The 26,247-nt window shown below is 33.1% G+C and carries 18 protein-coding genes and 1 pseudogene; 10 read left to right on the forward strand and 9 right to left on the reverse strand.

Translation table 11 applies throughout. From position 1 onward, the window contains the following. Positions 1-11: 11 nt before the first annotated feature. From NLG42_RS03720 to NLG42_RS03735, 4 genes are all read left to right on the forward strand, one after another. A complete protein-coding gene (locus NLG42_RS03720; protein WP_099717972.1) occupies positions 12-728 on the forward strand; it encodes an NUDIX hydrolase in 717 nt (238 codons plus the stop codon). 164 nt (positions 729-892) lie between these two features. Further along, on the forward strand, positions 893-2,689 hold the full coding sequence (lepA, locus tag NLG42_RS03725) for a translation elongation factor 4 (protein ID WP_099717971.1): 1,797 nt from the start codon (positions 893-895) through the stop codon (positions 2,687-2,689). A 283-nt stretch (positions 2,690-2,972) separates the two neighbouring features. Beyond that, positions 2,973-3,587, forward strand: coding sequence for an outer membrane beta-barrel protein (locus tag NLG42_RS03730; protein ID WP_089057148.1), 615 nt, complete (start codon positions 2,973-2,975; stop codon positions 3,585-3,587). A 113-nt stretch (positions 3,588-3,700) separates the two neighbouring features. Further along, a complete protein-coding gene (locus NLG42_RS03735) occupies positions 3,701-4,660 on the forward strand; it encodes a helix-turn-helix transcriptional regulator (protein WP_257683036.1) in 960 nt (319 codons plus the stop codon). Positions 4,661-4,700: 40 nt separating this feature from the next. On the opposite strand, the gene NLG42_RS03740 is transcribed toward NLG42_RS03735, so the two are convergent. After that, positions 4,701-5,198 carry a DinB family protein gene (locus NLG42_RS03740; protein ID WP_257683037.1) on the reverse strand — a complete coding sequence of 166 codons (498 nt, stop codon included), beginning with the start codon at positions 5,196-5,198 and terminating at the stop codon, positions 4,701-4,703. A gap of 49 nt (positions 5,199-5,247) precedes the next feature. Beyond that, entirely contained in the window at positions 5,248-5,727 is a 480-nt protein-coding gene (locus NLG42_RS03745; protein ID WP_257683038.1) for a DinB family protein, read from the reverse strand. A 251-nt stretch (positions 5,728-5,978) separates the two neighbouring features. On the opposite strand from NLG42_RS03745, the gene thiL reads away from it, so the two are divergent. After that, positions 5,979-7,025: a thiamine-phosphate kinase gene (gene thiL / locus NLG42_RS03750; protein ID WP_257683039.1), complete on the forward strand. Its 1,047-nt coding sequence runs from the start codon at positions 5,979-5,981 to the stop codon at positions 7,023-7,025. Between the two features lie 71 nt (positions 7,026-7,096). Here the strand turns inward: thiL and NLG42_RS03755 are convergent, their stop codons facing one another. The 5 genes from NLG42_RS03755 to NLG42_RS03775 all read right to left on the reverse strand — a co-directional run bounded on the left by NLG42_RS03755 (position 7,097) and on the right by NLG42_RS03775 (position 13,020). Beyond that, positions 7,097-7,795: a response regulator gene (locus tag NLG42_RS03755; protein ID WP_257683040.1), complete on the reverse strand. Its 699-nt coding sequence runs from the start codon at positions 7,793-7,795 to the stop codon at positions 7,097-7,099. After that, the gene (locus tag NLG42_RS03760; protein ID WP_257683041.1) at positions 7,785-9,824 is read right to left on the reverse strand and encodes a tetratricopeptide repeat-containing sensor histidine kinase; all 2,040 of its coding nucleotides are present in this window, start codon (positions 9,822-9,824) and stop codon (positions 7,785-7,787) included. The genes NLG42_RS03755 and NLG42_RS03760 overlap by 11 nt, the downstream gene beginning before the upstream one ends. A gap of 124 nt (positions 9,825-9,948) precedes the next feature. Beyond that, positions 9,949-10,209, reverse strand: coding sequence for a hypothetical protein (locus NLG42_RS03765; protein WP_099717965.1), 261 nt, complete (start codon positions 10,207-10,209; stop codon positions 9,949-9,951). Between the two features lie 174 nt (positions 10,210-10,383). Next, a complete protein-coding gene (locus NLG42_RS03770) occupies positions 10,384-11,193 on the reverse strand; it encodes a LytR/AlgR family response regulator transcription factor (RefSeq protein ID WP_089057155.1) in 810 nt (269 codons plus the stop codon). A gap of 285 nt (positions 11,194-11,478) precedes the next feature. Next, the gene (locus tag NLG42_RS03775) at positions 11,479-13,020 is read right to left on the reverse strand and encodes a glycine--tRNA ligase (protein WP_089057156.1); all 1,542 of its coding nucleotides are present in this window, start codon (positions 13,018-13,020) and stop codon (positions 11,479-11,481) included. A 161-nt stretch (positions 13,021-13,181) separates the two neighbouring features. Here NLG42_RS03775 and NLG42_RS03780 point away from each other — a divergent pair, with 161 nt between their 5' ends. After that, positions 13,182-13,802 carry a ComF family protein gene (locus NLG42_RS03780; RefSeq protein WP_089057157.1) on the forward strand — a complete coding sequence of 207 codons (621 nt, stop codon included), beginning with the start codon at positions 13,182-13,184 and terminating at the stop codon, positions 13,800-13,802. Positions 13,803-13,834: 32 nt separating this feature from the next. Here NLG42_RS03780 and NLG42_RS03785 read toward each other — a convergent pair whose 3' ends face one another. Then, entirely contained in the window at positions 13,835-16,510 is a 2,676-nt protein-coding gene (locus NLG42_RS03785) for a zinc-dependent metalloprotease (RefSeq protein ID WP_257683042.1), read from the reverse strand. Between the two features lie 199 nt (positions 16,511-16,709). Between NLG42_RS03785 and NLG42_RS03790 the strand changes: the two genes are divergently transcribed. After that, positions 16,710-17,639 carry a bifunctional riboflavin kinase/FAD synthetase gene (locus tag NLG42_RS03790; protein ID WP_257683043.1) on the forward strand — a complete coding sequence of 310 codons (930 nt, stop codon included), beginning with the start codon at positions 16,710-16,712 and terminating at the stop codon, positions 17,637-17,639. Positions 17,640-17,865: 226 nt separating this feature from the next. Continuing rightward, positions 17,866-19,040 (forward strand): annotated as a pseudogene (locus NLG42_RS03795) (IS3 family transposase). Here NLG42_RS03795 and NLG42_RS03800 read toward each other — a convergent pair. Continuing rightward, positions 19,037-20,770 carry a beta strand repeat-containing protein gene (locus NLG42_RS03800; protein ID WP_257683044.1) on the reverse strand — a complete coding sequence of 578 codons (1,734 nt, stop codon included), beginning with the start codon at positions 20,768-20,770 and terminating at the stop codon, positions 19,037-19,039. The pseudogene NLG42_RS03795 and the gene NLG42_RS03800 overlap by 4 nt on opposite strands. A 385-nt stretch (positions 20,771-21,155) precedes the next feature. On the opposite strand from NLG42_RS03800, the gene NLG42_RS03805 reads away from it, so the two are divergent. Both NLG42_RS03805 and NLG42_RS03810 read left to right on the forward strand, forming a co-directional pair. Next, a complete protein-coding gene (locus NLG42_RS03805) occupies positions 21,156-21,626 on the forward strand; it encodes a regulatory protein RecX (RefSeq protein ID WP_089057165.1) in 471 nt (156 codons plus the stop codon). Between the two features lie 384 nt (positions 21,627-22,010). Next, positions 22,011-26,210, forward strand: coding sequence for a T9SS sorting signal type C domain-containing protein (locus NLG42_RS03810; RefSeq protein WP_257683045.1), 4,200 nt, complete (start codon positions 22,011-22,013; stop codon positions 26,208-26,210). Positions 26,211-26,247: the final 37 nt, after the last annotated feature.

The following is a 26,247-nucleotide window of genomic DNA, read 5'->3' on the forward strand; positions in this document are numbered from 1 at the left end:
TTACTTCAAAAATGAATAAAAACGTAGAAACCTGCTCTGTTCCCAAAAGCGAACAAAATGCAATGAAAGCAATTACAATTGACTGTGTTGTGTTTGGTTTTGAAGAAGGAAGTCTAGAAGTGCTTTTAGTACAACATGCCGAAGGAATCAGTAAAGGAAAATGGGGACTTCCCGGCGGATGGATTCATAAAAATGAAAGCACAGATAATGCTGCTCAACGTTTATTGAGTGAACTTACAGGTCTTGATAACATTTATTTGGAGCAATTAAAAGCCTTTGGTGATCCAGATCGTTTTCCGCTTCGACGCGTTATTACGATAGGATATTATGCTCTTGTAAAAAGGGAAGACTATAATATTAAAGTTGGTTTCACGGCATCTGATGCAAAATGGTACAAAATAAACAGCATTCCTGATTTGATTTACGATCATAATGAAATCTTATCCTACAGTTTGCAGCATCTTCGTAATAGAGTTCGCCACGCTCCTATTGGTTTTAATCTTCTTCCTGAAAAATTTACTTTATTGCAATTGATGCATCTTTATGAAGAAATACTAGGTGTTGAATTAGAAAAATCAAATTTTAGAAGAAAAATTCTTCACATGAAGTTACTGCTTGAACTCGATGAAAAAGAACAAGATGTTTCGCATAGAGCTGCAAAACTTTATAAATTTGATGACGAAATCTACAAGAAATTAACTCAAAAAGGGTTTAATTTCGAATTTTAAGGCACTTTTTTAAATCTTAGATTTTAACTATCGGACTTCTGAATTCCAGAATCCAAAACTTTGCGCTATCTTTGCGGCTTAGTATCATGCGCTAAAGCAATTGTTAGAGCGCAATTTACATTAAAAGAAATACTTAAACTCGATTAGAGAACTTATATATTACAATGAAGAAGATTCGTAATTTTTGCATTATTGCACACATTGACCACGGTAAAAGTACACTGGCAGATAGATTATTGGGTGCTACTCAAACCGTTACAGCCCGTGAAGAAAAAGCTCAATTGCTTGACAACATGGATCTGGAGCGTGAACGTGGTATTACCATAAAAAGTCACGCTATTCAAATGGAATACACTTACAAAGGTGAAGAATACATTTTGAATTTGATTGACACTCCTGGACACGTCGATTTCTCATACGAAGTTTCACGTTCAATTGCTGCCTGCGAAGGTGCACTTTTAATTGTTGATGCTGCACAAAGTATTCAAGCACAAACTATTTCTAATTTATACTTAGCATTAGAAAATGACTTAGAAATTATTCCGGTTTTAAACAAAGTAGATTTACCAAGTGCAAATCCTGAAGAAGTAAGTGACGATATTATCGATTTGTTAGGATGTAAGTTAGAAGATATTATTCATGCTTCTGGAAAAACTGGTTTTGGTGTTGAGAATATCTTAGCAGCAATTATCGAAAAAATTCCAGCTCCAAAAGGAAATCCTGACGAGCCTTTACAAGCTTTGATTTTTGACTCGGTATATAATCCGTTTCGTGGAATCGAAGTTATCTTTAGAGTTGTAAATGGTGAAATTAAAAAAGGGCAGAAAATTAAATTCATGGCTACCGGCAATGAATATTTTGCTGACGAAATTGGAACTTTAAAATTAAATCAAGTTCCTAAAAATGTAATTTCTTCAGGTGATGTTGGTTATTTAATTTCTGGAATTAAAGAAGCCAAAGAAGTAAAAGTTGGAGATACTCTAACTGATGCTAAAACGCCGACGACTAATATGATTACTGGTTTTGAGGATGTAAAACCAATGGTATTTGCGGGAATTTATCCTGTTGATACTGAAGATTACGAAGATTTGCGTTCTTCTATGGAGAAATTGCAATTGAATGATGCTTCGTTAGTTTTTACTCCTGAAAGCTCTGCTGCATTAGGTTTTGGTTTCCGTTGCGGATTCTTAGGAATGCTTCACATGGAAATTATCCAGGAACGTTTAGAACGTGAGTTCGATATGACTGTAATTACTACGGTTCCTAACGTTTCGTATTTGGCTTATACCAAAAAAGATCCTGAAACTGCATTTGTGGTAAACAATCCTTCAGACTTACCTGAACCATCTCGTTTAGACAGAGTTGAAGAACCATATATTAAAGCAACTATCATTACAAAAGCTGATTTTGTAGGTAACGTAATGAGTTTATGTATCGAAAAACGCGGCCAAATTACCAATCAAACGTATTTAACTACAGAACGTGTTGAATTGAATTTTGATATGCCTCTTGCCGAAATCGTATTTGATTTTTACGATCGTTTAAAAACAGTTTCTAAAGGTTATGCTTCTTTTGATTATTCTCCTATTGGAATGAGAACTTCGAAATTGGTAAAACTTGATGTACTTTTAAATGCGCAAACGGTTGATGCTCTTTCTGCTTTGATTCACGAAGACAATGCTTACAATATTGGTAAGAAAATGACCGAAAAATTACGTGAGCTGATCCCGAGACAACAGTTTGATATTCCGATTCAGGCTGCAATTGGAGCTAAAATCATCGCTCGTGAAACCATTAAAGCACTTCGTAAAGACGTTACCGCAAAATGTTACGGTGGAGATATTTCGCGTAAGCGTAAACTTCTTGAAAAACAGAAAAAAGGTAAAAAACGTATGCGTCAAGTAGGAAACGTTGAGATTCCACAAGAAGCGTTTATGGCTGTTTTAAAACTTAACGACTAGATTTTTTAGTTTAGAAGAAAGAATAAAGACACAAGATTATAGATAAACCCAATGACGAAAGTTATTGGGTTTTTCTTTTATAGCAAAGTCATTATTAAAAACTAATAATCAATTCATTACAAAAAAAGCAATTAAATTCAGTACAAAAAAATATAAGTAAAAAGTTACAAAAATAAAAATATTAACACCCTTCGCAGGATTTTGATGCAGTTCATCGAAATTGACACAGAATTTAACACAAAAATTATAACTTGTAATCTTACAACTTTAAAACCAGATAATTATGAAAACTAAATTTTTTATTATTTTATCGATGTTAACTTTCTCATTCGTTAATGCTCAACAAGAAGAAGTTGAATCAGAAATGAAAACTGCAAAAGGAATCACTTTCGCACATGGGGATATGTTTGTAGAAGGTTCTATACAAATTAGCACTGGCGGCGATCAGGATTATTATGCTTTCAATCCTAAATTTGGATACTTTCTTAGTAACAAATTTGCTGTTGGAGGGCAATTAAATTATTCAAGTAACAAATATGAATCAACAAATACTAAAACAAACATATTTGGTATTGGAGGATTTGCAAGATATTATGTGCTTGAATTGGATAAGAAACGCTTTAAAGCATATGGTGAAGCTGGCCTGGGTTATGGACGAAACAAAGTTGAAACAAGCGCAGGTTCTGACGACAGCAATAGTCTAACCGCTAATATTAATGTTGGGTTAAACTATTTTTTAACCAAAAATATTGCGGTTACATTTACTCTTGCTAACATTTTATCTTACAATAGTGTTTCTCCAGAAAACGGTCCTTCATCAGATACTTTTCAATTAAACATCAACTTATTTGAAAACATCTTTGATCAACCTAAATTTGGACTTTTGTATAAATTTTAATTCGTTTCTACGATTTACCTATAAAAGCTGTCTCAATTTGGGACAGCTTTTTTATTTCTTTAAACATCAAACCTTTGTAACTTTGAGCCTGTGAACCTTTGAACCTATAAAAAATGCTCGACGAAACTCCAAAAAGATTTGACCGAATTATTGCCATTCTTATTCAATTACAATCAAAAAAGATTGTAAAAGCACAAGAATTAGCAGATCGATTTGAAGTGAGTTTAAGAACTATTTATAGAGACATTAGAACTCTAGAAGCATCTGGAGTTCCTATTTACAGTGAAGCTGGTGTAGGATATGCTTTAATGGACGGCTACAGACTTCCGCCGGTTATGGTTACACGTGAGGAGGTAAGCAGTTTTATTGCTGCCGAAAAGCTAATGCAAAAATTTACTGATCCTGCTCTTGGAAATCATTATGCATCGGCAATGTATAAGTTGAAATCAGTTCTTCGAAGTACCGATAAAGACTGGCTTTCTAATATTGAATCTAAAGTTGTAATGCAGACTGCAGAACCAATGTTTAACGACAATTCTCCGAATACTTTGGCGGTTCTTTTTGAAAGTATTGCCGAGAAAAAACAAATCTTGCTTTCATACAAAACTTTTGAAAGTGACGAAACTAATGAACGAAATATTGAACCCGTTGGTGTTTTTCACGATCATAATAATTGGTACTTTTTAGGTTATTGTCATTTGCGAAGAGACTATCGCCAATTTAGAACTGATAGAATTCAAAGAATTCAGAAAACCGACTGTAATTTTACTATCGAGCACAATTCGCTGGATAGTTATTTATCTAAAAACGAAACTATTCCAACTACAAAAGTCAGAATCTTGATTGACAAAAAAATCTCCCGCTATTTAGGAACTGAAAAAAAATATCATGGTTTTATTTCAGAAAGAGAAGTGGATGGAAAAATAGAAATGACGTTTATGTGCAAAGACATTGAGAGCGGATTCCCGCGTTGGTTTTTAATGTTTGGTGATTATGCCGAAATTCTAGAACCCGAAAGATTAAAAACAAGAGCTTTAGAATTACTAGAAATTAACAGATTAAGACTTTTATAAAAAAACTCCTGAGAGAAATCTTCAGGAGTTTTTTTTTGATTTATTTCTGTTTAACAACGTTGTAAAAATTGTAATCTGTATTTGAAGCGTCTGTAATTCCTATATTTCGCCCCATTGTAACAATCTGCCCTCGGTGATAAGTTCCATGATTAATAACTTGAAGCAAATAATCAGAAATTGGAAGTTCGCACTCAAACCACGGATTACTAATTTTAACTTCTTTAACCAAATCTTCTTCAGACAATGAATGGATTATGTCTTTCAACTTTACAGATGAATTTAATAGTCCCGCAAATATTTCCTCTTTCGACAATTCATTTTCTGCTTTCTTTTCTATTGGAGAAGTTTCAGAAATGATCGAAAACCAATATTCTTCTGTAGACCAAATATGATCCAATGTTTTCATGATATTTGAAAAACTTGAAGATACCTCAGCATAAAGCAAATCATCAGATTTCGTTGTAAGCCAATTCACAAATTGTTGATTTACCCATAAATTATAATCTGCATAATTAGACATTATCTTTTTTAAACTCATAGTTGCCGATTTAGATTTTTGAAGTTAAACGAATTAAAAAGTAATCTGATTATCTTTCCCAGAAAAATGGAGGTTCAATATTTAAAGCTCGCAAATAAACGTAACCTTGCCCACGGTGATGCACTTCATTATCAATAAAATACAAAATATTCTGGATGATTGGAAATTCAAATTGTCCAAATAGATTAAAGTTTTGATTAAAATCTTCTATCGACAATTTCTCCCAATATTTATTAATTTCCTCTGTTGCCTCGTCCCATTTTTCAAGGTATTGTGCTTTAAAAATCAATTTTTCTGTTCCTTCTGTGTAAGGCTGAACGTCACGATTAACGATCGATTTAAGTGCTGGTGCAGCAATAGCTAAAAGTTCATCGGCTAATTTTGCAAAAGGACGCATACCTCCAATCGAGAATTCAAAAAAATCTTTTTCAGGAAAAGCCTCAATCACATGACGCGTAAGTGCGCGATGTCCTTGCCAGTGTTTCAATAATTCTTCTGATGTAATTACTTGTGCTTCTAATGTTTTCATGATTTTAGTGTTTTAATATTTCTATACTTCAAAAGTAAAATGAGCCGGTGACAACGGTTTGTCAGCAGGAAAAAATAATTTTGCATTTTCTTTTATTTTTTTGATAATCGACAAGAAAATACAGTGCGCAGACGCACTGCAGTGTACCTCTGCTGGCAAAAACTTTGTTGCATTGTTCCTCAAAAACTTTGTTCCTTTATAAATAAAAACCTTTGTACCTTTGCACCTTACAAACTTTGGAACTTAAAAAAATGATCGAAGATAAAAATCCTCAACGTACCAGTATAGCACAATTAGGCGAGTTCGGCTTGATTGAACATTTAACCAAGAACTTTGATGTTACTCAAGAATCTACTTTAAAAAGTATAGGCGATGATGCTGCTGTTCTTGATTTCAAGGCTAAAAAGGTGGTCGTTTCTACAGATTTATTAATAGAAGGTGTGCATTTTGATTTGGCTTACATGCCTTTAAAACATTTAGGATACAAAGCTGTTGTGGTAAATGTATCTGATATTTGCGCCATGAATGCTAAACCAACGCAAATCACTGTTTCTGTTGCCGTTTCTAATCGTTTTCCACTAGAAGCCTTAGAAGAATTATTTGAAGGGATTACGCATGCAGCAAAAGAGTATAAAGTAGATGTAATTGGTGGTGACACTACCTCATCTCAAAAAGGATTAATTATCAGCATAACTGCTATTGGCGAAGCCGATGAAGATGAAATTGTATATCGTAATGGCGCTAAGCAAACAGATTTATTAGTTGTAACCGGCGATATTGGTGCAGCATATATGGGATTACAAGTTTTGGAACGTGAAAAACAGGTTTTCCAGGTAAACCCAAACAGCCAGCCAGATCTAGATCCTTATACTTATTTGGTCGAAAGACAACTAAAACCTGAAGCCCGCAAAGATGTTCGCACTCTTTTGCACGCGCTAGAAATAAAACCAACCTCGATGATTGACATTTCTGACGGATTATCTTCAGAAATCATTCATATCTGCAAACAATCTAAAGTAGGTTGTAATTTGTATGAAGACAAGCTTCCTTTAGATCCTCAATTTATTTCAACTTGTGAAGAGTTTAATATCGACAGTACTACAGTTGCAATTAATGGTGGTGAAGATTACGAACTTCTTTTCACTATCGACATTAATGATTTTGATAAGATTAAAGGAAATCCAAATTTTTCGATTATTGGACATATGGCAGATGAAAGCGAAGGAATTCATTTGATAACCCGTGCTAATACTAAAATTGCGTTAAAAGCACGCGGCTGGGATGCTTTGAGTGAATAAGTTTTAAAAAATCAAATAAAAAAATCCAAATTCCAATGACTTAAAATATACTGGAATTTGGATTTTTATTTTTAGAAGAGACCTTTACTCTTTGCTTCTTTTAATAAGTCATCATTCGATCCTGATTTTACTTTCAGTAATTCAAGCAGGCCAATCCTGCGCCTTTGAATTTCATTTAAAGAAATAGCAATGTATTGCGGCATTTCCGAAAGTTCTGTACCTTTTGAAAGGTGAAATAAAATCTGCTTATCAAACTCATCAATTTCAATAGAATTATGCGGTGACTGATTTAGCATTTTTACGACTGATTGGCTATAATATTTTTCGCATTTCATTACTTTATCAAACGCAAAAAGCAATTCATCAAAGGTTAAATCATTTTTTATCACTAACCCATTTGGATTAATTGTCCTGATAATTGTCTTTATTTTCAGCAATTCAGTGTACATCGTCAGCAAAATGATTTTACAATGCGGCATTTTTTTAATAATCATTTTTGCAAGATCTTCGCCAGAGAAAAGATCTTTCTCTTCATAAGCGGGCATACTGATATCTAAAAAAGCAATGTCAAACTGCGGCGTATGCTCATCTTGTAATAAATCGTACGCTGATTTACAATCGTGTGCTTGTGCAATTATAAACTCGTATTCTTTGGGGTTATAGCGAGTTATTGCATTCTTATATCCTTCAATAATAAAAGGATGATCATCGACAATTAATATATTGGGTTTTATTAATTCCGAAATTGGGGCATTGATATCAGATGTCATTTTTATGTAGGTTAATTTTTTGATCTATCGGAACTTTAACAACTAGAAGTGTTCCTTCTCCTTTGGCAGACTTTATGGCAACAGTACCTTTACATTCTGCGGCTCTATATTCTATATTGTGCAGACCAATACCCTTTTTTTTACGTCTGGTATTAAATCCAACTCCATCATCCATAATTGACAATATGAGATAATCAATTTCACTTTTAAACTCGACTTTTATCGTTTCAGCATCTGCATATTTATTACAATTTTGAAGTGCTTCCTGAACAATTCTGTACAAATTAATTTTAACCGTATTGCTTACAAGTTCCCATTTTATTTGAGAATCAAAAAAAGTTACCAATTTAGAATCGTATGTATTTCTTTGATTTTCAAATAGTTTATTCAAAATTAAAACAAAATTATTAACGAGTTCAGATTTCTCTCGATTTAAATCATGCGATATTTCGCGAATATCTTCTTCAATACTTTTCAGCTCTGCTAAGTATTTTTTTCGCTTTGGCGCCGCAAGGGTTTCTTCTACTTTATCTAAACTGTCCAAACTAATTCGAATTCCAAACATACGTCCTAAAACGCCATCATGCAATTCCTGAGCAACATTTTTCTTTTCTCGAATTCGAGTTGCCTCAATCTCATTTTGCTGCGAGATCATGAGATTATAAATATCCTCATTAGCCACTTGCTGCTGCTGTTTAAAAAGCAGTTCTCTGTTTCTTGCCTGCTGGGTTTTATAGACATAAAAAAACAAGCCTAATAATGTGCAAATGCTAAAAACATAAACTAAGGTTTTATTCTTTTCCTGTAAGTTCGAGTTCTGGTCTTTTATTTCATTCGTTTCGTATTCGATACGAGAAAACTTTTCTCCCATATTTCGCTCCGCTTTCAACATTTTATCATTCAGCAGAATATATTCTTTAGAATATTTTGATGCGTTTTTAGGATCTACAACGGCAATTTGCTTTAGAGCTTGTAATGTATTATTGAGTTTATCTGAAGAGCGTGAAATAAGCAACGCCTGTTTTGAAAACTGAATAGCTCTAAAGGTATCTTTTTTTTCTGCAAAATATTCCGATAAATGAATTTGACTTGATATCATTGCCATTTTTAATCCTAAACTATCTCTGATCTTTAGAGATCTATAAAATTGATCAGGAAGTCCATCCGTTCTCTTAGATTTTAATTTGGAATAAGCTAAATTATCTAACAACATCGCGTAAAGAACCGTTTTTTCCTGAAACAGATTTTCTTCTTTTAATCCTTTCTCAAAATAAAATATAGCCTGCTTAAAATTTTTCAAACGCAGGTAAATAAATCCTATATTATTTAATGAGGTCGCTTTTAATTGAAAATCTAATGGTATAGATTTATCATTTAAAGTATTCAGTGCTTTATTCTGAAATTCTAATGCTTTAGTGTATTCTTCTCTTTCATTATAAAGTATACCAAGTAAATTATAACATTCGTAAAGCTGATCATTTACTTTTTTTTGATTCTTTAGAATCTCCAAGGCTTTAAAAACTGATATTTCACTCCCAAAAAAATCTGCTTCATTATACTGAAGGCTAGCTTTACTTATTAGTGTTTTAGCTAAATTATATTGATCATTAATCCGTAAATAAATTTTTTGAGCTTTAAAATAATTCCTAAAAGCACTATCCGAAATTACTTTACCACCATAGTAATCCCCTAGATATGTATATGCCTTTGCAATATTTACAGAATCTTTTGCAAGTATTGCCCTATCTAAAACTAACTGCGATATTACTTTATATGATTTTAAATCATTCATATTATAGTACCGGTTAGCAATCTTAAATAAATTAACTCTACTGACAGAATCATTTTTCTTATTAACTACTATAGAAAATGCCTTTTGAGCATATTTTTGTTTAAAATCATAACTTAAATTTATATCATTGGCTAATGATAAATAAATAGGAAGACTATCTTCTGGAGAACTTGTATTGCTTTCTAAGTTACTTTTCTTAGTACAACCAAGAAAGAATAAAAACAATAATAAAAACATTAATATTTGGTAGTTCTTTCTCAATATATCGTTTGAATTTCACCAAAAATACTAAAACTATAAACACAAAAAAAAGCTGCCAAAAATTTGACAGCTTTTTTTTTGTATTTTTTTATTTTAAAACTTAATCTAGTTTTTTATTTGATCCTAAAGATTGATTCGTATCAGAAAAATTTGATTGGCTATTTTTCATCTTTAATTCTTGATTACTCATAAAAATATCATGTTTTCTATTTCCTCCTGTTGATCCCATACCATCTGTATCTCTATCTCTTTCTATTGTCTGATTTTGAGCTAATAGAGGAGAAACTGTTTTTGGTGCTGCAAAAGAAGTTGCTACCATTACTAAAGAAAATAGTCCGAAAGTTAAAGCTGTTTTTTTCATGATTTGAGGTATTTAATTTTTATTTGATTTGTTTTTGGAGTTCATCGCTTAGTGCGAATCATGGTGTAAAACTAACACCGTAATCAAAAAAAATTTATACGAAAAAACAGGTTTATGGTAAAACATACCCAATTGATAGTCAATGGGTATCAAATCAATGTAATCGTCTAATTGTTAGACTTCTAAATAATTTCCAGCAGTAAAATCGGAGATAATTAAATCAACATTTGATTTATAAGTTTTTGAAAAAGGGATCTTTTTCAAGGAATTTTTTATGTAACATGTTGAGTGTCCGCTATGAATTCTTGCAATGTAATTTCGATTAATAATATAACTGTTATGAATTCGAATAAACGGATACACTAAAACGTTCTCGAAATGCTTTAATGTCTTAAAAGCTGTTATCATTTCACCAGACTCTAAATAAATATCTGTTGAATTATTATCGGCTTGAAAGTATGCAATATCATCGGCATTTATATAGCGATGATCTCCATATGATTTAATACAGATTATAAGTGGTCTATCAAATATTTGACCAGATTTTGCATCTGAGGCAATTATGGTAGAAACTTCTTGTTTAAAAGCTTTTAGATTTAAATCTTCGGTTATCTTATTGAGCTTTAAAACTGTTTTCAATAACTCTACTGGTATTATTGGTTTTATTAAATAATCAAACACACCAAATTTGATTGCATTAAAAGCCTGTTCTGTTTTTAGTGTGGTAATAACAATATGAGGAACGGCGTCTAAAAACCTGTGCAATTCATTAATAAAAGTAAGCGATAAATTACTTGAATTATCTTTGGGTTCAATTTCCAAAAAAATAATAGATGGCCGATGTTCTAAAACCAAATTTAAGCCATCTTGATAATTAGAAGCTGAGGCTACAAAAGACAATTCCGAAAAACCTTCAGCGATTGTTTTGGTTTTTGAAATACTTTCAGCATCATCGTCAATAATTATATACGAATACTTATTCAAGATAGTTTATATTGCTTTTTCATTAATCCCTGCCAGCGCTTTCTATTTGAGATTAGAAAACAGTTTCATAAATACTTTAAGAAAAAATTATTTTTTTTCATTTTATCCGCATTTAAAAATACGAATTTCAATATTTTAAGCATTTCATTGTTAATACATTACACCAAAATGTTAACACATACTGATGAAATGCAAAAATCTCCGATGAATTGCATGATTTAAAATTAAAAAAATCCCAAACTCCTTAATAGGAATTTGGGATTTGTATTATTTAGCATCTAAAGATTACATCTTCATCAACCAATTTTTCATTGAAACTTCGTTTTCAATAATACCTCTTAATTCGGTTATTTTCACACGATCTTGTTTCATTGTATCTCTATGACGAATTGTTACAGTTTCATCTTCAAGAGTTTGATGATCTACAGTGATACAAAATGGAGTACCAAGAGCATCTTGTCTTCTATAACGGCGTCCTACAGCATCTTTTTCATCATAAGAAACATTGAAATCCCATTTTAGGTCTTCTATAATCTTTTTTGAAATTTCTGGTAAACCATCTTTTTTAACCAATGGTAAAACTGCTGCTTTTGTTGGCGCTAATACTGCCGGCAATTTTAAAACTGTTCTTGACGAACCGTCTTCTAATGTTTCTTCTTGTAATGATGTTGCAAAAACAGCCAAGAACATACGATCTAAACCAACTGAAGTTTCTACTACATATGGCACATAGTTTTCATTCAATTCTGGATCAAAATATTGCAGTTTTCTACCAGAATATTGTTCGTGTGCTTTTAAGTCAAAATCTGTACGAGAATGAATTCCTTCTAATTCTTTAAATCCGAATGGAAAGTTAAATTCAATATCTGCAGCAGCATTTGCATAGTGTGCTAATTTCTCATGATCATGAAAACGGTAATTATCTTTTCCTAATCCTAATGATAAGTGCCAGTTTAAACGTGTTTGTTTCCAATGTTCGTACCATTGCATTTCCTCACCTGGACGTACAAAAAATTGCATTTCCATTTGTTCGAATTCACGCATACGGAAAATAAACTGTCTTGCAACAATTTCATTTCTAAAAGCTTTTCCGGTTTGAGCGATTCCGAAAGGAACTTTCATACGACCAGATTTCTGAACATTTAAAAAGTTCACAAAAATACCTTGTGCTGTTTCTGGACGTAAATACAAATCCATTGCAGACTCTGCAGAAGCTCCAAGCTTAGTTCCAAACATTAAGTTAAACTGCTTTACATCTGTCCAGTTTCTAGAACCCGTTTCAGGATCAGCAATTTCAAGTTCTTCGATTAAAGCTTTTACATCTTCAAGATCTCCATTCCCTAAAGAACGTCCTAAACGCTCTCTAATTTCTCTTTCTTTAGCCAAATATTCAACTACTCGAGCGTTTGTAGTAACAAATTCCTCTTCATTAAAAGCGTCTCCAAAACGAGCTTTTGCTTTTTCGATTTCTTTTTTAGCTTTTAGATTAATTTTTTCAGCATAATCTTCAACTAAAACATCGGCTCTATATCTTTTTTTAGAATCTTTATTATCAATTAATGGATCGTTGAAAGCATCAACGTGGCCTGAAGCTTTCCAGGTAGTTGGATGCATTAATATTGCTGCGTCTAAACCAACAATATTTTCATTCATTTGAACCATTGATTTCCACCAATATTCACGGATATTCTTTTTTAATTCGACACCATTTTGTGCGTAATCATACACTGCACTCAATCCATCGTATACTTCGCTTGACGGAAATATAAATCCGTACTCTTTTGCGTGCGAAACCACATTCTTAAATAAATCGTCTTGTTTTGCCATAGTAATGCAAAAATATAAAAAGTACTTATAAAAAAAAGAAAAATTACAAAGATTGAAGTTCAAATTTCTTTATTTTTGTAACTAAATTCTTTCTATTTGTGTTTAAATTCATAATCGATCTCTTTTTCCCTAAAGTTTGCTCTGGATGCCGCTCTGTTTTAATGACTAACGAAACCGTTTTATGCACTCGTTGTCGTCATGAAATACCTCTAACTCAGTATTGTTTAGATTCAAATAATGAAGCTGTAAAAAAGTTTTACGGCAAGATTGAAATTGAACACGCTTCGGCATTTGTGTACTTCAACAAAAAAGGAATTGTTCAGGAACTCATTCACAATCTAAAATACAAAGGTCATGAAGAAATTGGCGCAGTGCTGGGGAAATGGTATGTTGAAGATTTAAAAGAACTGCAATTAAAAACGCCTTTTGATATGATTATTCCTGTTCCACTGCATCCAAAAAAGTTTAAAGAGCGCGGCTATAATCAAATTGCCTCTTTTGGAAAAACACTGGCCGAAGGTCTAGAAATACCATACGATGATTCCGTTTTATATCGAACGAAATATTCAAAAACACAGTCAAAAAAGAATCTTTTAGGACGATCGGAAAATATTGAAAATATATTTGATGTGATTTTAAAAGAAGAATATAAAAATAAGCATTTTCTAATCGTTGATGATGTACTCACAACTGGCGCAACTCTTGAAGCTTGTTCTCGAGCTTTATTAAAAATTCAAGGAGCAAAAATCAGCATTGCCTGTCTAGCGATGGCAAATTCTTAAAATGAAATTTCAAATAGATATTTTATCACCATCTAATTGACTATTATTTTTTTCACTGTTCTTCTATTTCCATCAATAACGGTAACTAGATAGATTCCAGCTGCAATATTTGGCAATTGAATATTTTGATTAAAAACTCCTGTGTTTTCAAAAGTATGTTCGTAAACATTTTTTCCTAAAATATCATGAACAAATACTTTACAGCCAGATGAGGACTGACTTTGAAACTGAATTGCGAAGCTGCCTTTATTTGGATTTGGATAAAGTGCGAAATCAATATTTTCGAAATCATCACGTCCTAAAGTAAAACTCTGAGTACAAATATTTACCGAAGCTGAATTAATGGTTCCAAACATTCCAGAAACAGCATCACGAACTCCAAAAGTCCAGTTTCCTTCGGGATTTTCTCCATTAAAAATACTTAATTGGTCTACAGGAATAACAATTTGCTCTGTTATTTTACTGCAATCTAAAGCGGCACCGGCATCATCAAATTGAAAAATTAAAGTTGAATTTAAACGTGGACATGACTTATTAAACAAGCGAACCACAGTTCCCTTCGGACTTACAATTTGAATTTCAAGGTCTGACATTCTTTCGTGTGTTACATTGACGGAAACATTCACATCGGATACTGCACCAGTTGCAGCTGGAACATTAACGGTTTTTGTTGTAAAAGTAGTTCCGCCTGGAATACTAAACGAACTTCCAAAACTATAAGAAGCACAAGCGGTTGATGGAGTATAACCGATCGCAAAAGGTTTACTGTTTAACGCATAATAAATATTAGCTGCCGGCTCAATCAATATTCTGCAATTAGTTGATGAAGGCACACTTGTTGGAAGTGTGATCGTTTCAGAACCGTCATTTGGAGTATTCGCCGCAAGAACTATTGGAAAAGTTAAACCGCCATCTGTAGATAATTTAATATTTACTTGTGATGAACCCTGAAGTGTATTTGTATTATTAACATTCCAAGTTACTGTTTCACTTAGACCTTGCCACCAGCTTACATCAATTCCACTATGAGAAGTTATGGTAAATGGTCCTGCAGTAGAAACTACATTTACTACCATAGCATCTGTATTGGTTTGTGCCGAATCTGAAACAGCATTATCTCTCCCGGTCAAAGTAAAATTTAAAGTTCTCGGAATAGAAGAAACAGATTCCCAAGTTGTAGTAAGTCTGTTGTCTAAAACATAACTCAGCCTTGGCATATATCGAATAGGAGAACTGTTAGGAATTACAGATCGAAATAAAGGTCCGTCTGGTTTTGTTAGATAAGCAATACTCGTTGATCCTGATGTTGTTATCGCATTATCATTTTCTTCCCAATTGAAGGTAACCGTATCTCCATCAGGATCTGAACCGCTTCCTTTTAAAACAAATGCAGTACTAATTGGAATGGTATAATCTAGACCAGCATCAATTACTGGAGGATTGTTTGTTAAACTTGTATTGACAGGACAGCTTTTCCCTGCAAGATTATTTTGAATCTGTAGAATACTTACGTATGCAAAATAATCATCTGAATTATCTTGTATGTCATAATCCCCGCTGACTCCTGCATATCCCATAATTGTAGAACCACTTCCCGGCTCGACATTTACATTAGTTCTTTCGTTAGAATCGTACGAAAAAGTATGACTTGCTCCTAATTGATGACCAAATTCATGTACAACAAAATCAACATCAAAAGTATCACCTTGAGGTTTTCCATCACCTGGCGATGTATAAGCACTTCCTTTTGCCAAAGAATCGCTAGAAGTTGGATTTGTACATACGCAGCCTATACAACCTGCATTTCCGCCTCCGCCAGAAGCGCCAAACAAATGTCCAATATCGTAATTATTGTCACCTATTACGCTTGTTAAAGTAGTTTGAACTTCTTTATTCCAAGCTCCTTTAACTCCTGTTCCTGCAACGGAATAAGGATCTGTCGATGCATCGGTATAAATTACTGCGTCGGTATTTGCAATTAAAACCAGCTTTACGGCCAAATCTTTATTCAAAATTCCATTAACTCTAGTCATAGTTGCATTCATTCCTTCTAAAGCTTTCGCTTTTGTACCGCCAAAATATGCTGTATATTCACCTGTACAAGACAATGCTAAACGCAGGGTTTTGAAAACTTTTGTGTTTGCTGCTGGTTTTGCTGTTTTACCAAAACTAGTATTCGATATAAGTTCGTCTGATGTTTTACAATCCAGCTTAGCTTTTGAAGTTTTATCTTTAGATGTGAATAAAACATACTCGGTTTTATTTTCTGGATTCTCTTCTATAAATTCGGCAGCTTTATCTACTCTTAAAACCATTGTTTGTATTCCGCTTTCAGAAACACTAAAATGTATTCTAGCCGATTGATCATCTAATCCTCTTCCTTGATACGCTCTAATTTCTGGGTATTTGGCTTGTAATTCAGGTTCAAAATTTGAGGATTCCCAAACTTGAAAACGCTCTAAAACTCCATTTGGATTTGGAATTGTAATTTCTGCGGTATTATTTACTGCTGATTTTTCAGTTGTTTTTGCCAATTTTGATGTTAAAAAACCAGTATTCAATTTATAATACTGCTTACCTGAATCTAAAACTATTGTCTTTTTACTTAAAGTTGAGGCCGTATTAACTTTCTGCCACAAATCATCACTTTGAGCCTGCAATCCTGACCAACTAAAAAGTAAAAATAAGAATAGTAGTGTTTTTTTCATGACAAGATGTTCTTTACGAAATCAAAATTAAAGGAATTAAATCAAATTCTTACTTTTAACCGACATTTAATATTTTTTAATCGACAAGTCTCACTTTTTGTCGTCAAAGGAAACTTAATCTTCTTAAAAAAAATCAATTCGCCTTAGCCTGAAATTTAAAATAGATAGTATAAATTTGCAGCATCTTAAATTATTTGTTTTGAAGCTCTTTCATTCTATAAACGATTTTCATTCGACCAAGAAAACAATTTTAACTCTTGGTACTTTTGATGGTGTGCATATTGGTCATAAAAAAATTCTGGAACGAATTACTCAAAATACCGAGAATGGCAGATACGAAAGTTTGGTGCTTACCTTTTTTCCGCATCCAAGAATGGTTTTACAGGAGAAATCAGAAATAAAACTTTTAAACACAATTGCTGAAAAAACAAAACTTTTGGAAGCGACGGGAATCGAAAATTTAATCATTCACCCTTTCGACGAAAGTTTTTCGAGATTAACTGCCGAAGAATTTGTGCATTCGATTTTAGTAGATCAATTTCATATTCAAAAAATAATTATTGGTCACGATCATCGTTTTGGAAGAAACCGAACTGCAAATATTGATAATTTAATTGCTTATGGTGCTGAATATGGTTTCGAAGTTGAACAAATTTCAGCACAAGAAATTCAAGATGTCTCTGTAAGTTCTACTAAAATTAGAAAAGCTCTTACTGACGGAAAAATGGATTTAGCCAATGAATATCTAGGTTACGACTATTTTTTGAGCGGTAAAATTGTAAAAGGAAAGCAGCTCGGAAGAACAATTGGTTTTCCAACGGCTAATATAGAGATTGAAGAGGATTATAAACTGATCCCAAAAACGGGCGTTTATGCTGTTAAGGCACTTATCGATCAAAAGGAGGTTTTTGGAATGATGAATATTGGGTTTAATCCAACTGTAAATGGGCAAAAACAAACTATCGAAGTGAATCTTTTTGATTTTGATGCTGATATTTATGACAAAAAAATAGAGGTTTCCTTATTGCATTTTCTGCGTGAAGAACAAAAGTTTGGATCGATAGATTTACTGAAAGAGCAGTTAAATCAAGATCGAATAAATGCACTTGCATTTATAAATCAATTCTAAGAAAATCTTAAGATATACTTTTCTTTAATTTTAAACCATCGTAGTTATTTTTTTAGTAAATTTGATATACAACTCTGTTTATCAAAACTTTACTATTAACTTCTTTAAAAATAACCACTATGAAACTACCTAAAGAAATAACCAACGGTTTTTTGATATTCCTCGGAATTGGATGTGCTAACTTAGCATGGAGTTCTAGTTAAGAACTAAATCTTAACTTTAGAGCATGAAAGATAATCGTAAAACTTATGACCGCAATTTTAAAGAGAAAGCAGTCCAATTAAGTTATGAAAGAGATAATATCTCACAATTAGCCAAGGAACTTGGAATAACAGCACCTTTGCTTTACAAATGGCGTCAGGATTACCAAGAATTTGGAACAGGAAGTTTTCCTGGGAAAGGAAAATTAAAACTTAGCCCTGAACAGGAAAAAATCCATGAGCTTGAAAAAAAATTAAAAGAAACAGAATTAGAACGTGATATTCTAAAAAAGGCTATAAGCATCTTTTCCAAGGGAGGTCGATGATTTATCTTTTCATAAAAGACCATGAAAAAATATATTCGATTGAAAAGATGTGCAAAGTTTTAAAAATAAGTCCAAGCAGCTACTATAATTGGAAGCGACAGATTCTATCAGAAAGACAGAGGAAGACTGCTCTGATTAAAGAAGAAATTACGTCAATATACTTTAATGCTAAACAACGATATGGAAGCCCAAGAATTACTCTGGAACTCCAAAGCCAAGGATATCAGATATCCAGAATAACTGTAGCTAAATACATGAAGCAGTTAGGATTGTACAGCAAATTGAGTAAAAAATTCAAAGTAACAACCAATTCAAAACATAATCATTTTGTTGTGCCAAATATCCTGAAAAGAGAATTTACAGTAACCGAACCAACAAAGGCTTGGGTTTCAGATATCACCTATATACAGACAAAGGATGGATTTTTATATCTGACCATCATTTTAGATTTATTTGACAGAAAGATAGTCGGCTGGAGTTTAAGCAATGGACTAAGCACTAAACAAACTACAATGACGGCTTGGAAAATGGCAGTAAAGAACAGAACAATTGCAAGTGAATTAATATTCCATTCTGACCGAGGAATCCAATATGCCAATAAAAAATTTACTAATGTATTGGATTCTTATAAAAATATCACAAGAAGTATGAGCCGTAAAGGAGACTGCTGGGATAATGCGGTTGCTGAAAGTTTTTTCAAATCTTTAAAAACGGAATTGGTTTATGGAAGTAAATTGATTTCTAGAGAACAGATGGAACTTGAAATTTTTGAATACATCGAAATTTGGTATAATAAAAAAAGAAGACATTCGGCTTTGAACTATAAAACAATTGAAGAATTTAATAAACTAACTAATTATAAAAATGTAGCTTAACTTTTTCTCCAGTTTTTGTTTGCATATCCACTTGCACTTGGTACTGGCGGTGAACTATATTTATAAATTAAAACTGGACCACCAGACATTGTCGCTGTACAAGATGCTGTTTTTGAAGCTAAAACAGTATAAGTTCCAGTAGTATTAAACGCTCCAAAAACTAAAGTATTACCTGTACCAGATAAAGGAGACCCTACATTCACAGTACCTCTTAACAACTGATAGCTCACGCCTATTTCTGACCCGCTTAAACCTATAGTCGATCCTGCTTCAGAACTGCAATATGCTTGATTTAGATTAGAAGCCGTTACACTTACTGAGTAATTAATTGGTGTAGTACAAGTTGTTGTAGACGTCACATTAATTCTTCCTCTAGTAGCTGAAAAATATGTATCATCTTTATTTACTGCACCAGACAGTGTACTCCCCCATATACCTAAAGCCTTGATTCCACCTCCTAATGTCAATGTTTTGGCGCTATGCAATAAATTATTAGCAGCATTCGTATTTAAATTAGCAATTATTCCGGTATTTATAATCAAATTATTTGAGATTGCAACTGCCGTAGCTGGAAATGTTTTAACTGCTCCTGCCGTACCCGAAAGTAATAAATTATAAAAACCTAGATTTCTAAAAGCTTGATTAGCACCATATAATTCAACAGTTCCATTATCCGCTAAAAAACTACCACCACTTCCTGTTATATCCCCTCCAATTCTTAAAGTACTTGTGTCTCCATCAAGTGTGCCATTCAACATTGCCCAAGCACCAGTAAAAGTATGTGTAAAGTTTCCTAATGCCAATCTTCCTCCAGATCCATTTATTGTCAACCCTGTTCCGTTTACAGTTCCCATAAATGTTGCAGTATTTCCACTTTTTGCCATCGTTACTGTACCGCTAGTTGTAAAACCAGCAATACTTTGTGTATTTCCACCACTAATGGTAACATCTCGATTACTAAAATTTAGCACTCCTGTTCCTGTATTAGCTAAGTTTCCTTGTATTACTAAATTTCCTGAAGGAGCAGCAGTTGTACCACTTCCTGAAAAAGTAAGATTTTGATATGTAAATCCAGCACTTATAGTTGGTGTTGCACTATAATACTCGACTGTAAAATTTGTTGGAATTGTTGGAGAAGCAAATGAATAATTTCCTCCCCAAGTTGAAGCTCCTACTCTCAATGTACCTGCTGTAAGAGTTGGTGCACTAGATGTTGTAAGCAAAAACGTATTTGCATCAAAAGTACCAGCAGTATTTTGAAAAACACCAACTGTTAATGCGTTAGCAAGCGATAATGCACCACCTGTTTTATTAACATTAAGTGTTCCTGCGGCTCCAATTGTTCCAGCGAGTGTTTGAACATTTGCTCCTGTAAAAATTGCCACAGGTCCAGTCCCTGCAGATGTACCAGTAAATGACCAATTTCCATTTAGCGAAATGGTTCGTGCAGAATCATTATTGGTATTTCCTTTCCATGTTCCCGTACCACTTACATCTCCGTTTACCGTAAGTATATTACCTGTTGCCAAATTTAATGTTCCCAGAATAGAAATACCTGCACATGTCCGGTTTGCAGTTGTATTAACCGTGGCTGTCGAAACAATAATTACGGGGTCATTTGCAGCAGGAACCACTCCTGTCGTCCAAGTACCTGGAGTATTCCAATTACCTCCAGATGCAGTACTTATTCTAGTTGTTTGGGCAAATGAAACATTTAAAATAAAAAACATCACCAAACAAAATAGTCTTAAACTTGGGGAAAAAGTTTTTTTGGCTGTGGGGTACAAAAATTCAACACTCAAAAGTAAATTTTGAATCATAATAAATTGGGGGATTTATTTAAATTTGTTTTTGGTTTTATAGAAACCACCACAACCAATTTATCTTTTAGATATAAATAACTTTGGATCTTATTTACATAAAAAAAATAAAGGCTAATATTCTGTTTTTCACACAGTCTATAATGTGTAATTCTATAGTACAAAAATATTTAATTTCAGAATATAGACAACATTTTACATGTTTTCTTTTTAAGAATAACCTCTATTTTCTTTAAAAATTTAACAACAAAATGACTATTTTTAGCAATAATAGTTAAAAAGAAAGAAAAAACACATGAATTCAATTCACACTCCGAAAGAAGCTTTACAGAAATTAGAACACTTTTGTGCTTATCAGGAGCGTTGTCATGATGAAGTTGTATCAAAACTTTACAGTTTAAAAATGACTTCTGACGAAATTGATCTAATTCTGGTTCAATTAATTGAAGGCAATTTCTTGAATGAAACACGTTTTGCCTGCAGTTTTGCCAGAGGAAAACATCGTATTAAACATTGGGGTAAGCTTAGAATTACAAATGAACTGAAGTTTCGAAATATTTCCAGTACAAATATCACTCTTGCACTCAAAGAGATTTCTCAAGAAGAATATATTGAAACTTTTGAAAATCTTTCTGAAAGATCTTGGAATAGTATACAGGAGAAAAATATATTAAAAAAACGCAAAAAGTTCTGCGACTATATGCTCCGAAGAGGATATGAAAGTAATCTGGTTTATGAAAAGGCCAAAGACTTAGAAAGCCTTTAAATCGAGCTGTCATTTTACAAAATGACATTAAAAAACTACTATGTTTTAGAAAAAACCTCTTTATTTGATAAGAAAATTCATAATTACTTATTGAATATCTTCTGCGAAATAAACGCTCAACCTCGCGTTTTATCTGCTTTTTCTTTAAAAAAAACTCAAATTACGGCTCCAAATTGCGCTTTTTTCAGTTTTAAAAGCCTTTGTTTTATAGGAATTTCCACTGAACCTTATTTTTCCTTTTACTCTTTGTCGACTATTTAGGCATTTCATCGATTATATAAGTCAGTTGAAAACCCTCTAAAGGTCAATGACGTAGATGTATTTATCTTTGCGCCGGCTTAAAAAACCATATTCCAGCACAATAATCTGATAGAAACATTTAGCATGATTAGAACTCTACTTTTCTTTTTACTATTACCTTTTTTTGGATTTTCACAAGCTCTAAGCGGCGATTATTTTATTAGTAACTCAAATCCAAATGATAAATTTAAAACTTTAGAAAGTGCCATTACTGAAATTACCAAAAAGGGACTTTCTAAACCAGTTACTTTTCAATTAGAAGAAAATCAATTGCTCTCTACTCCTCTTGTCATAAAATCGCTCTCTGGATCAAGCGCCACAAATACCTTAACAATTAAACCAAAAGAGGGTGCCAATATTAGAATTTCTGGAAATTTTTCTAAAAATGGAGTCATTGTTCTTGATGGAGCCGATAATATTATAATTGATGGTAATAATGGTCATACAGATAACAGCCTAAAAATCTATAATACTTTTGATATAAACGACAGCTACAATGCTAGAATGGGAATTTGGCTGTACAATGGTGCTGACAATAACAAGATTCAAAATCTAACTATTCAATTAAACATTCTAGGTCCAAAAATTGGTACTTATTCAACTGGCGTATTGGCTGGAAGCAGCAATGTTGAAGGCAATGGCAATAATAGTTCGAATACTATAAGCAATGTAACTTTTACAGATGTTAAACAGGCTGTGATTGTGAACGGACAAAATCAATCAAACACAAACTGGACAATAGAAAAGAACAAAATAGGCTCTACTGACAATGATACTAAACCATTTTTAGGAATCTACATGCAAAATGTCAACATCTTTACTATTTCAAACAACATCATCAAAGGCGTTAGACTTCCTGGCTCATACGGAGGAAAGAGTCTAAACTCCGGAATATTTTTAGAGAATTCTAATTCTGGAGTTTTAACTAAAAACCTCGTTTCAGAAATAGAAAATGGTGCAGGAAACGGCTTAGGTTATGGTATTTGCGTTGTAGGAAATAACAATTTAATCAATGAAAACACCATTTCATCTTTAACTTCGAGCTTCAATGGAAGTTATGGAATAAAATCTGAAGGTAACCAAACTACAATTTACGGAAATAGAATCACTTCTGTTTTTGCCACATCAGGTACAACTGCTGCAGGAATACATTTTTCAGGAAACGACCAATTAGTGTACAATAACTTCGTAAATGATGTAAAATCTAATGGTGGAGGTAATGCTTCAAGTCAGGATGGATTTGGAATTTATATTAACAGCGGTTCAAATATTAAACTTTATCACAATAGTGTAAAACTTACTTCAAATCAAAACTCAGGATCATCGGCTGCGTTATACATTAAAGACGGATCTGGTTTGGATATTAGAAATAATATTTTTGCTAATATGCAGACTTCGGGCAGTATGCGTTTTGCTATTTTTTCAGAAGTATCAAACCGAAATAACTTTACATACTTAGATTATAATGATTATTACAGTACTCAATTTTTAGGTTGTTTCGGCAGTTACTACACTTCTTCAAATCGAAAGTTAGATCTTGACAAATGGAAAGAAGTAACTTTGAAGGATGGTGCATCAAAATCTTTTGCTCCAATTTTCGCAAACACTACTGATCTTTACTTAGCTAAAAATAACAGCGATAATGAAAATTTGTCTGGAAAAATACTTTCTGAAGTTCCTACTGATATAGACGGAACAAAAAGAGTAAAACCATATATGGGAGCTCATGAAATTGAATCTTGTATTCCTGAAGGTGATCAAACAAAATTTGGAACTGATTCTTGGATTGGTTATGTCTACACTTACACCAGTGAAAATGCTCCAAATCCTTCTACTCCAACAACTTTACCAATTTCCAGCGATGCTGCTTACATAGGAACTGTTACTGAACCAAAATTGTTTGACAGAAACGTTGGTTCAAACCAAATAACTGGATTAACAACCAACATCAAATGTATTACACCGCCCTCGGATCTTTTCTTTGTTCGATACAAGATGCAAACTACCATTCCGGCAGGTAAATACAATTTTACAATTGGAGGTGATGATGGTGTAAGACTTTATATCGACAACAAACTAATCGATCTCGGCCCTGTAGTTTCTTGGGGCGATCATAGCTATAGCCTTTATGCAGCGCAAATTTCTTTAGACGGTAAACCTCATTCTTTTGTTTTAGAATATTATGAGAAAAAAGGCGATGCAAGAGTTTCTTTTTCATATGGAGAAATAAAGGGAGACGCTGCACTTCCTTATGGTATTGATAAATGGAATGTTTATGGTTTTACGGTACCCGATATAAGTTTACCCGCTTCTGCATACGCTGGATCTTATGTAGATAACCATTTAGACATAAACACTCAACTGCTTTGGAATGCAGATCAATCACCTTCTTCTTATTCAGGATGGCAGGGTGCGGCTATAGCCGATAACAATTTTACTATTACCTACAAACGTCAAGGATTCCCTTGCGGTCGTTATCAAATAGAACTTGTAAATTGTGACGATGTAGGAAGAATTTATCTTGATGATAATCAGATTTTTGAACAAAAAAGTCACACAACAACCTCAGCAATAATTAATAAAGGTGAGATTTACGAGCTAAACAAAGATTCTAGAATTGAAATACGTCTTTTAGAAGATGCTGGTAATGCTAATATTGCTGTAAAATTTATTGAAATTCCAACTATTTACGACGGAACAGGTACACCTCCAACAAAAAATACTGCAATAACAATTGCAGCTAATATGACTTTAAAGACCGATCTTGAAGTTTGTTCTTGCACGATAAACTCTGAGGTTACTCTTACTGTTCCTTCTGACCGTACTTTAACCGTAAATGAAAATATAACGGTAGCTTCCAAAGGAAAATTACTAATCGAAAATGGAGGTTCTTTAATGCAGAGCAACACCAGTAAAACATCTTATTCGGGAGATTTTAAGTCTTTTGAGCTTCAAAGAAACACAACTCCTGTTTATCGTTATGACATTACTTTTTGGTCATCACCAGTTACAGAAGCTTCTGCTTTTACACTGCACAATTTATCTCCTGATACTTTAGGCGATAAATATACAAGCTATGACCCATTTTCAGGATGGGTAATACATCCTTATGGTGCAAAAGTTATGATTCCAGGAAGAGGATACAATGTTAGAGCACCACAAACTTATGACGTGACTATTACGAATAAAAAAGTATACACTGCATCTTTTGTTGGGATTCCGAATAATGGAGATATTCCTTTTACGCCAACTGCAGATCATTGGAATTTAATTGGAAATCCATATCCATCATCTATCAGCGCTGATGAATTAATGAGTACTTACGATCATATTGGACCATTATATTTCTGGACACACGGATTACCGCCTTCTAAAACAAATAATCCTAACGATGTTTCGTCTTATTATTCAAGTGATGATTATGCCGTTTATACAGGAACTGGCGGAACAGTAACAGATCCTAAAGGAACTAACAACGGAAATATTGCTGCGGGACAAGGTTTCTTTATTTATCCAAATGCTGCAACTAAAATTGTTTTTAACAATGATATGCGTTTAGGCGGTAAAAACACAGCCTTTTTCAAAAAAGCACAAACTGCTAAAACTGAAAAAAGTCGTTTATGGTTAAATTGCAGTAATGCAGGCGGTGCTTTTAAACAAACTTTGATTGGTTATGTTGAGGGCGCAACAAACAATTGGGATTTTAATTATGATGCATCGACACTTGACGAAAATGCTTATTTAGATTTTTACAGCATTGTTGATACCGACTTAATGGCAATTCAGGGTCGTGCGCTTCCTTTTGACAAGAACGATTTAATATCGCTTGGTTATAAAGCTACAATTGGTGGTGAATTTACAATTTCGATAGATCATGTCGACGGATTGTTTGATAACCAAGTCGTTTATTTAGAAGATAAAACAACTGATGTTATTCATGATTTATCAGCGGCTAATTACACCTTTAGTACGGCAGCCGGAACCTTCGATAAAAGATTTGTATTGCGCTTTACTGGTAAAACATTAGGCACTGGTGATTTCGAAAACATTGAAGACGGACTTTTAGTAGCTGTAAAAGACAAATCAATAAAATTAGTTACCTCTAAAGAATCAATTAAAGAAGTTTCTATTTATGATATTTCAGGAAAACTTCTATATCAGAAAAAGAAAGTAGGAAGTACAGAACATACTGTTTCAAATCTGCAATCAGGCAATCAGATTCTGCTTGTAAAAACAATTTTAGAAAATGATTTCTCTACAACCCGAAAAATCATTTACAGATAAAGCACTTCTTCTTTATAGAAAACAAAAAATCCATTTA

Source organism: Flavobacterium plurextorum (assembly GCF_024638035.1).
In the GTDB taxonomy this organism is placed as follows: Bacteria; Bacteroidota; Bacteroidia; order Flavobacteriales; family Flavobacteriaceae; genus Flavobacterium; species Flavobacterium plurextorum.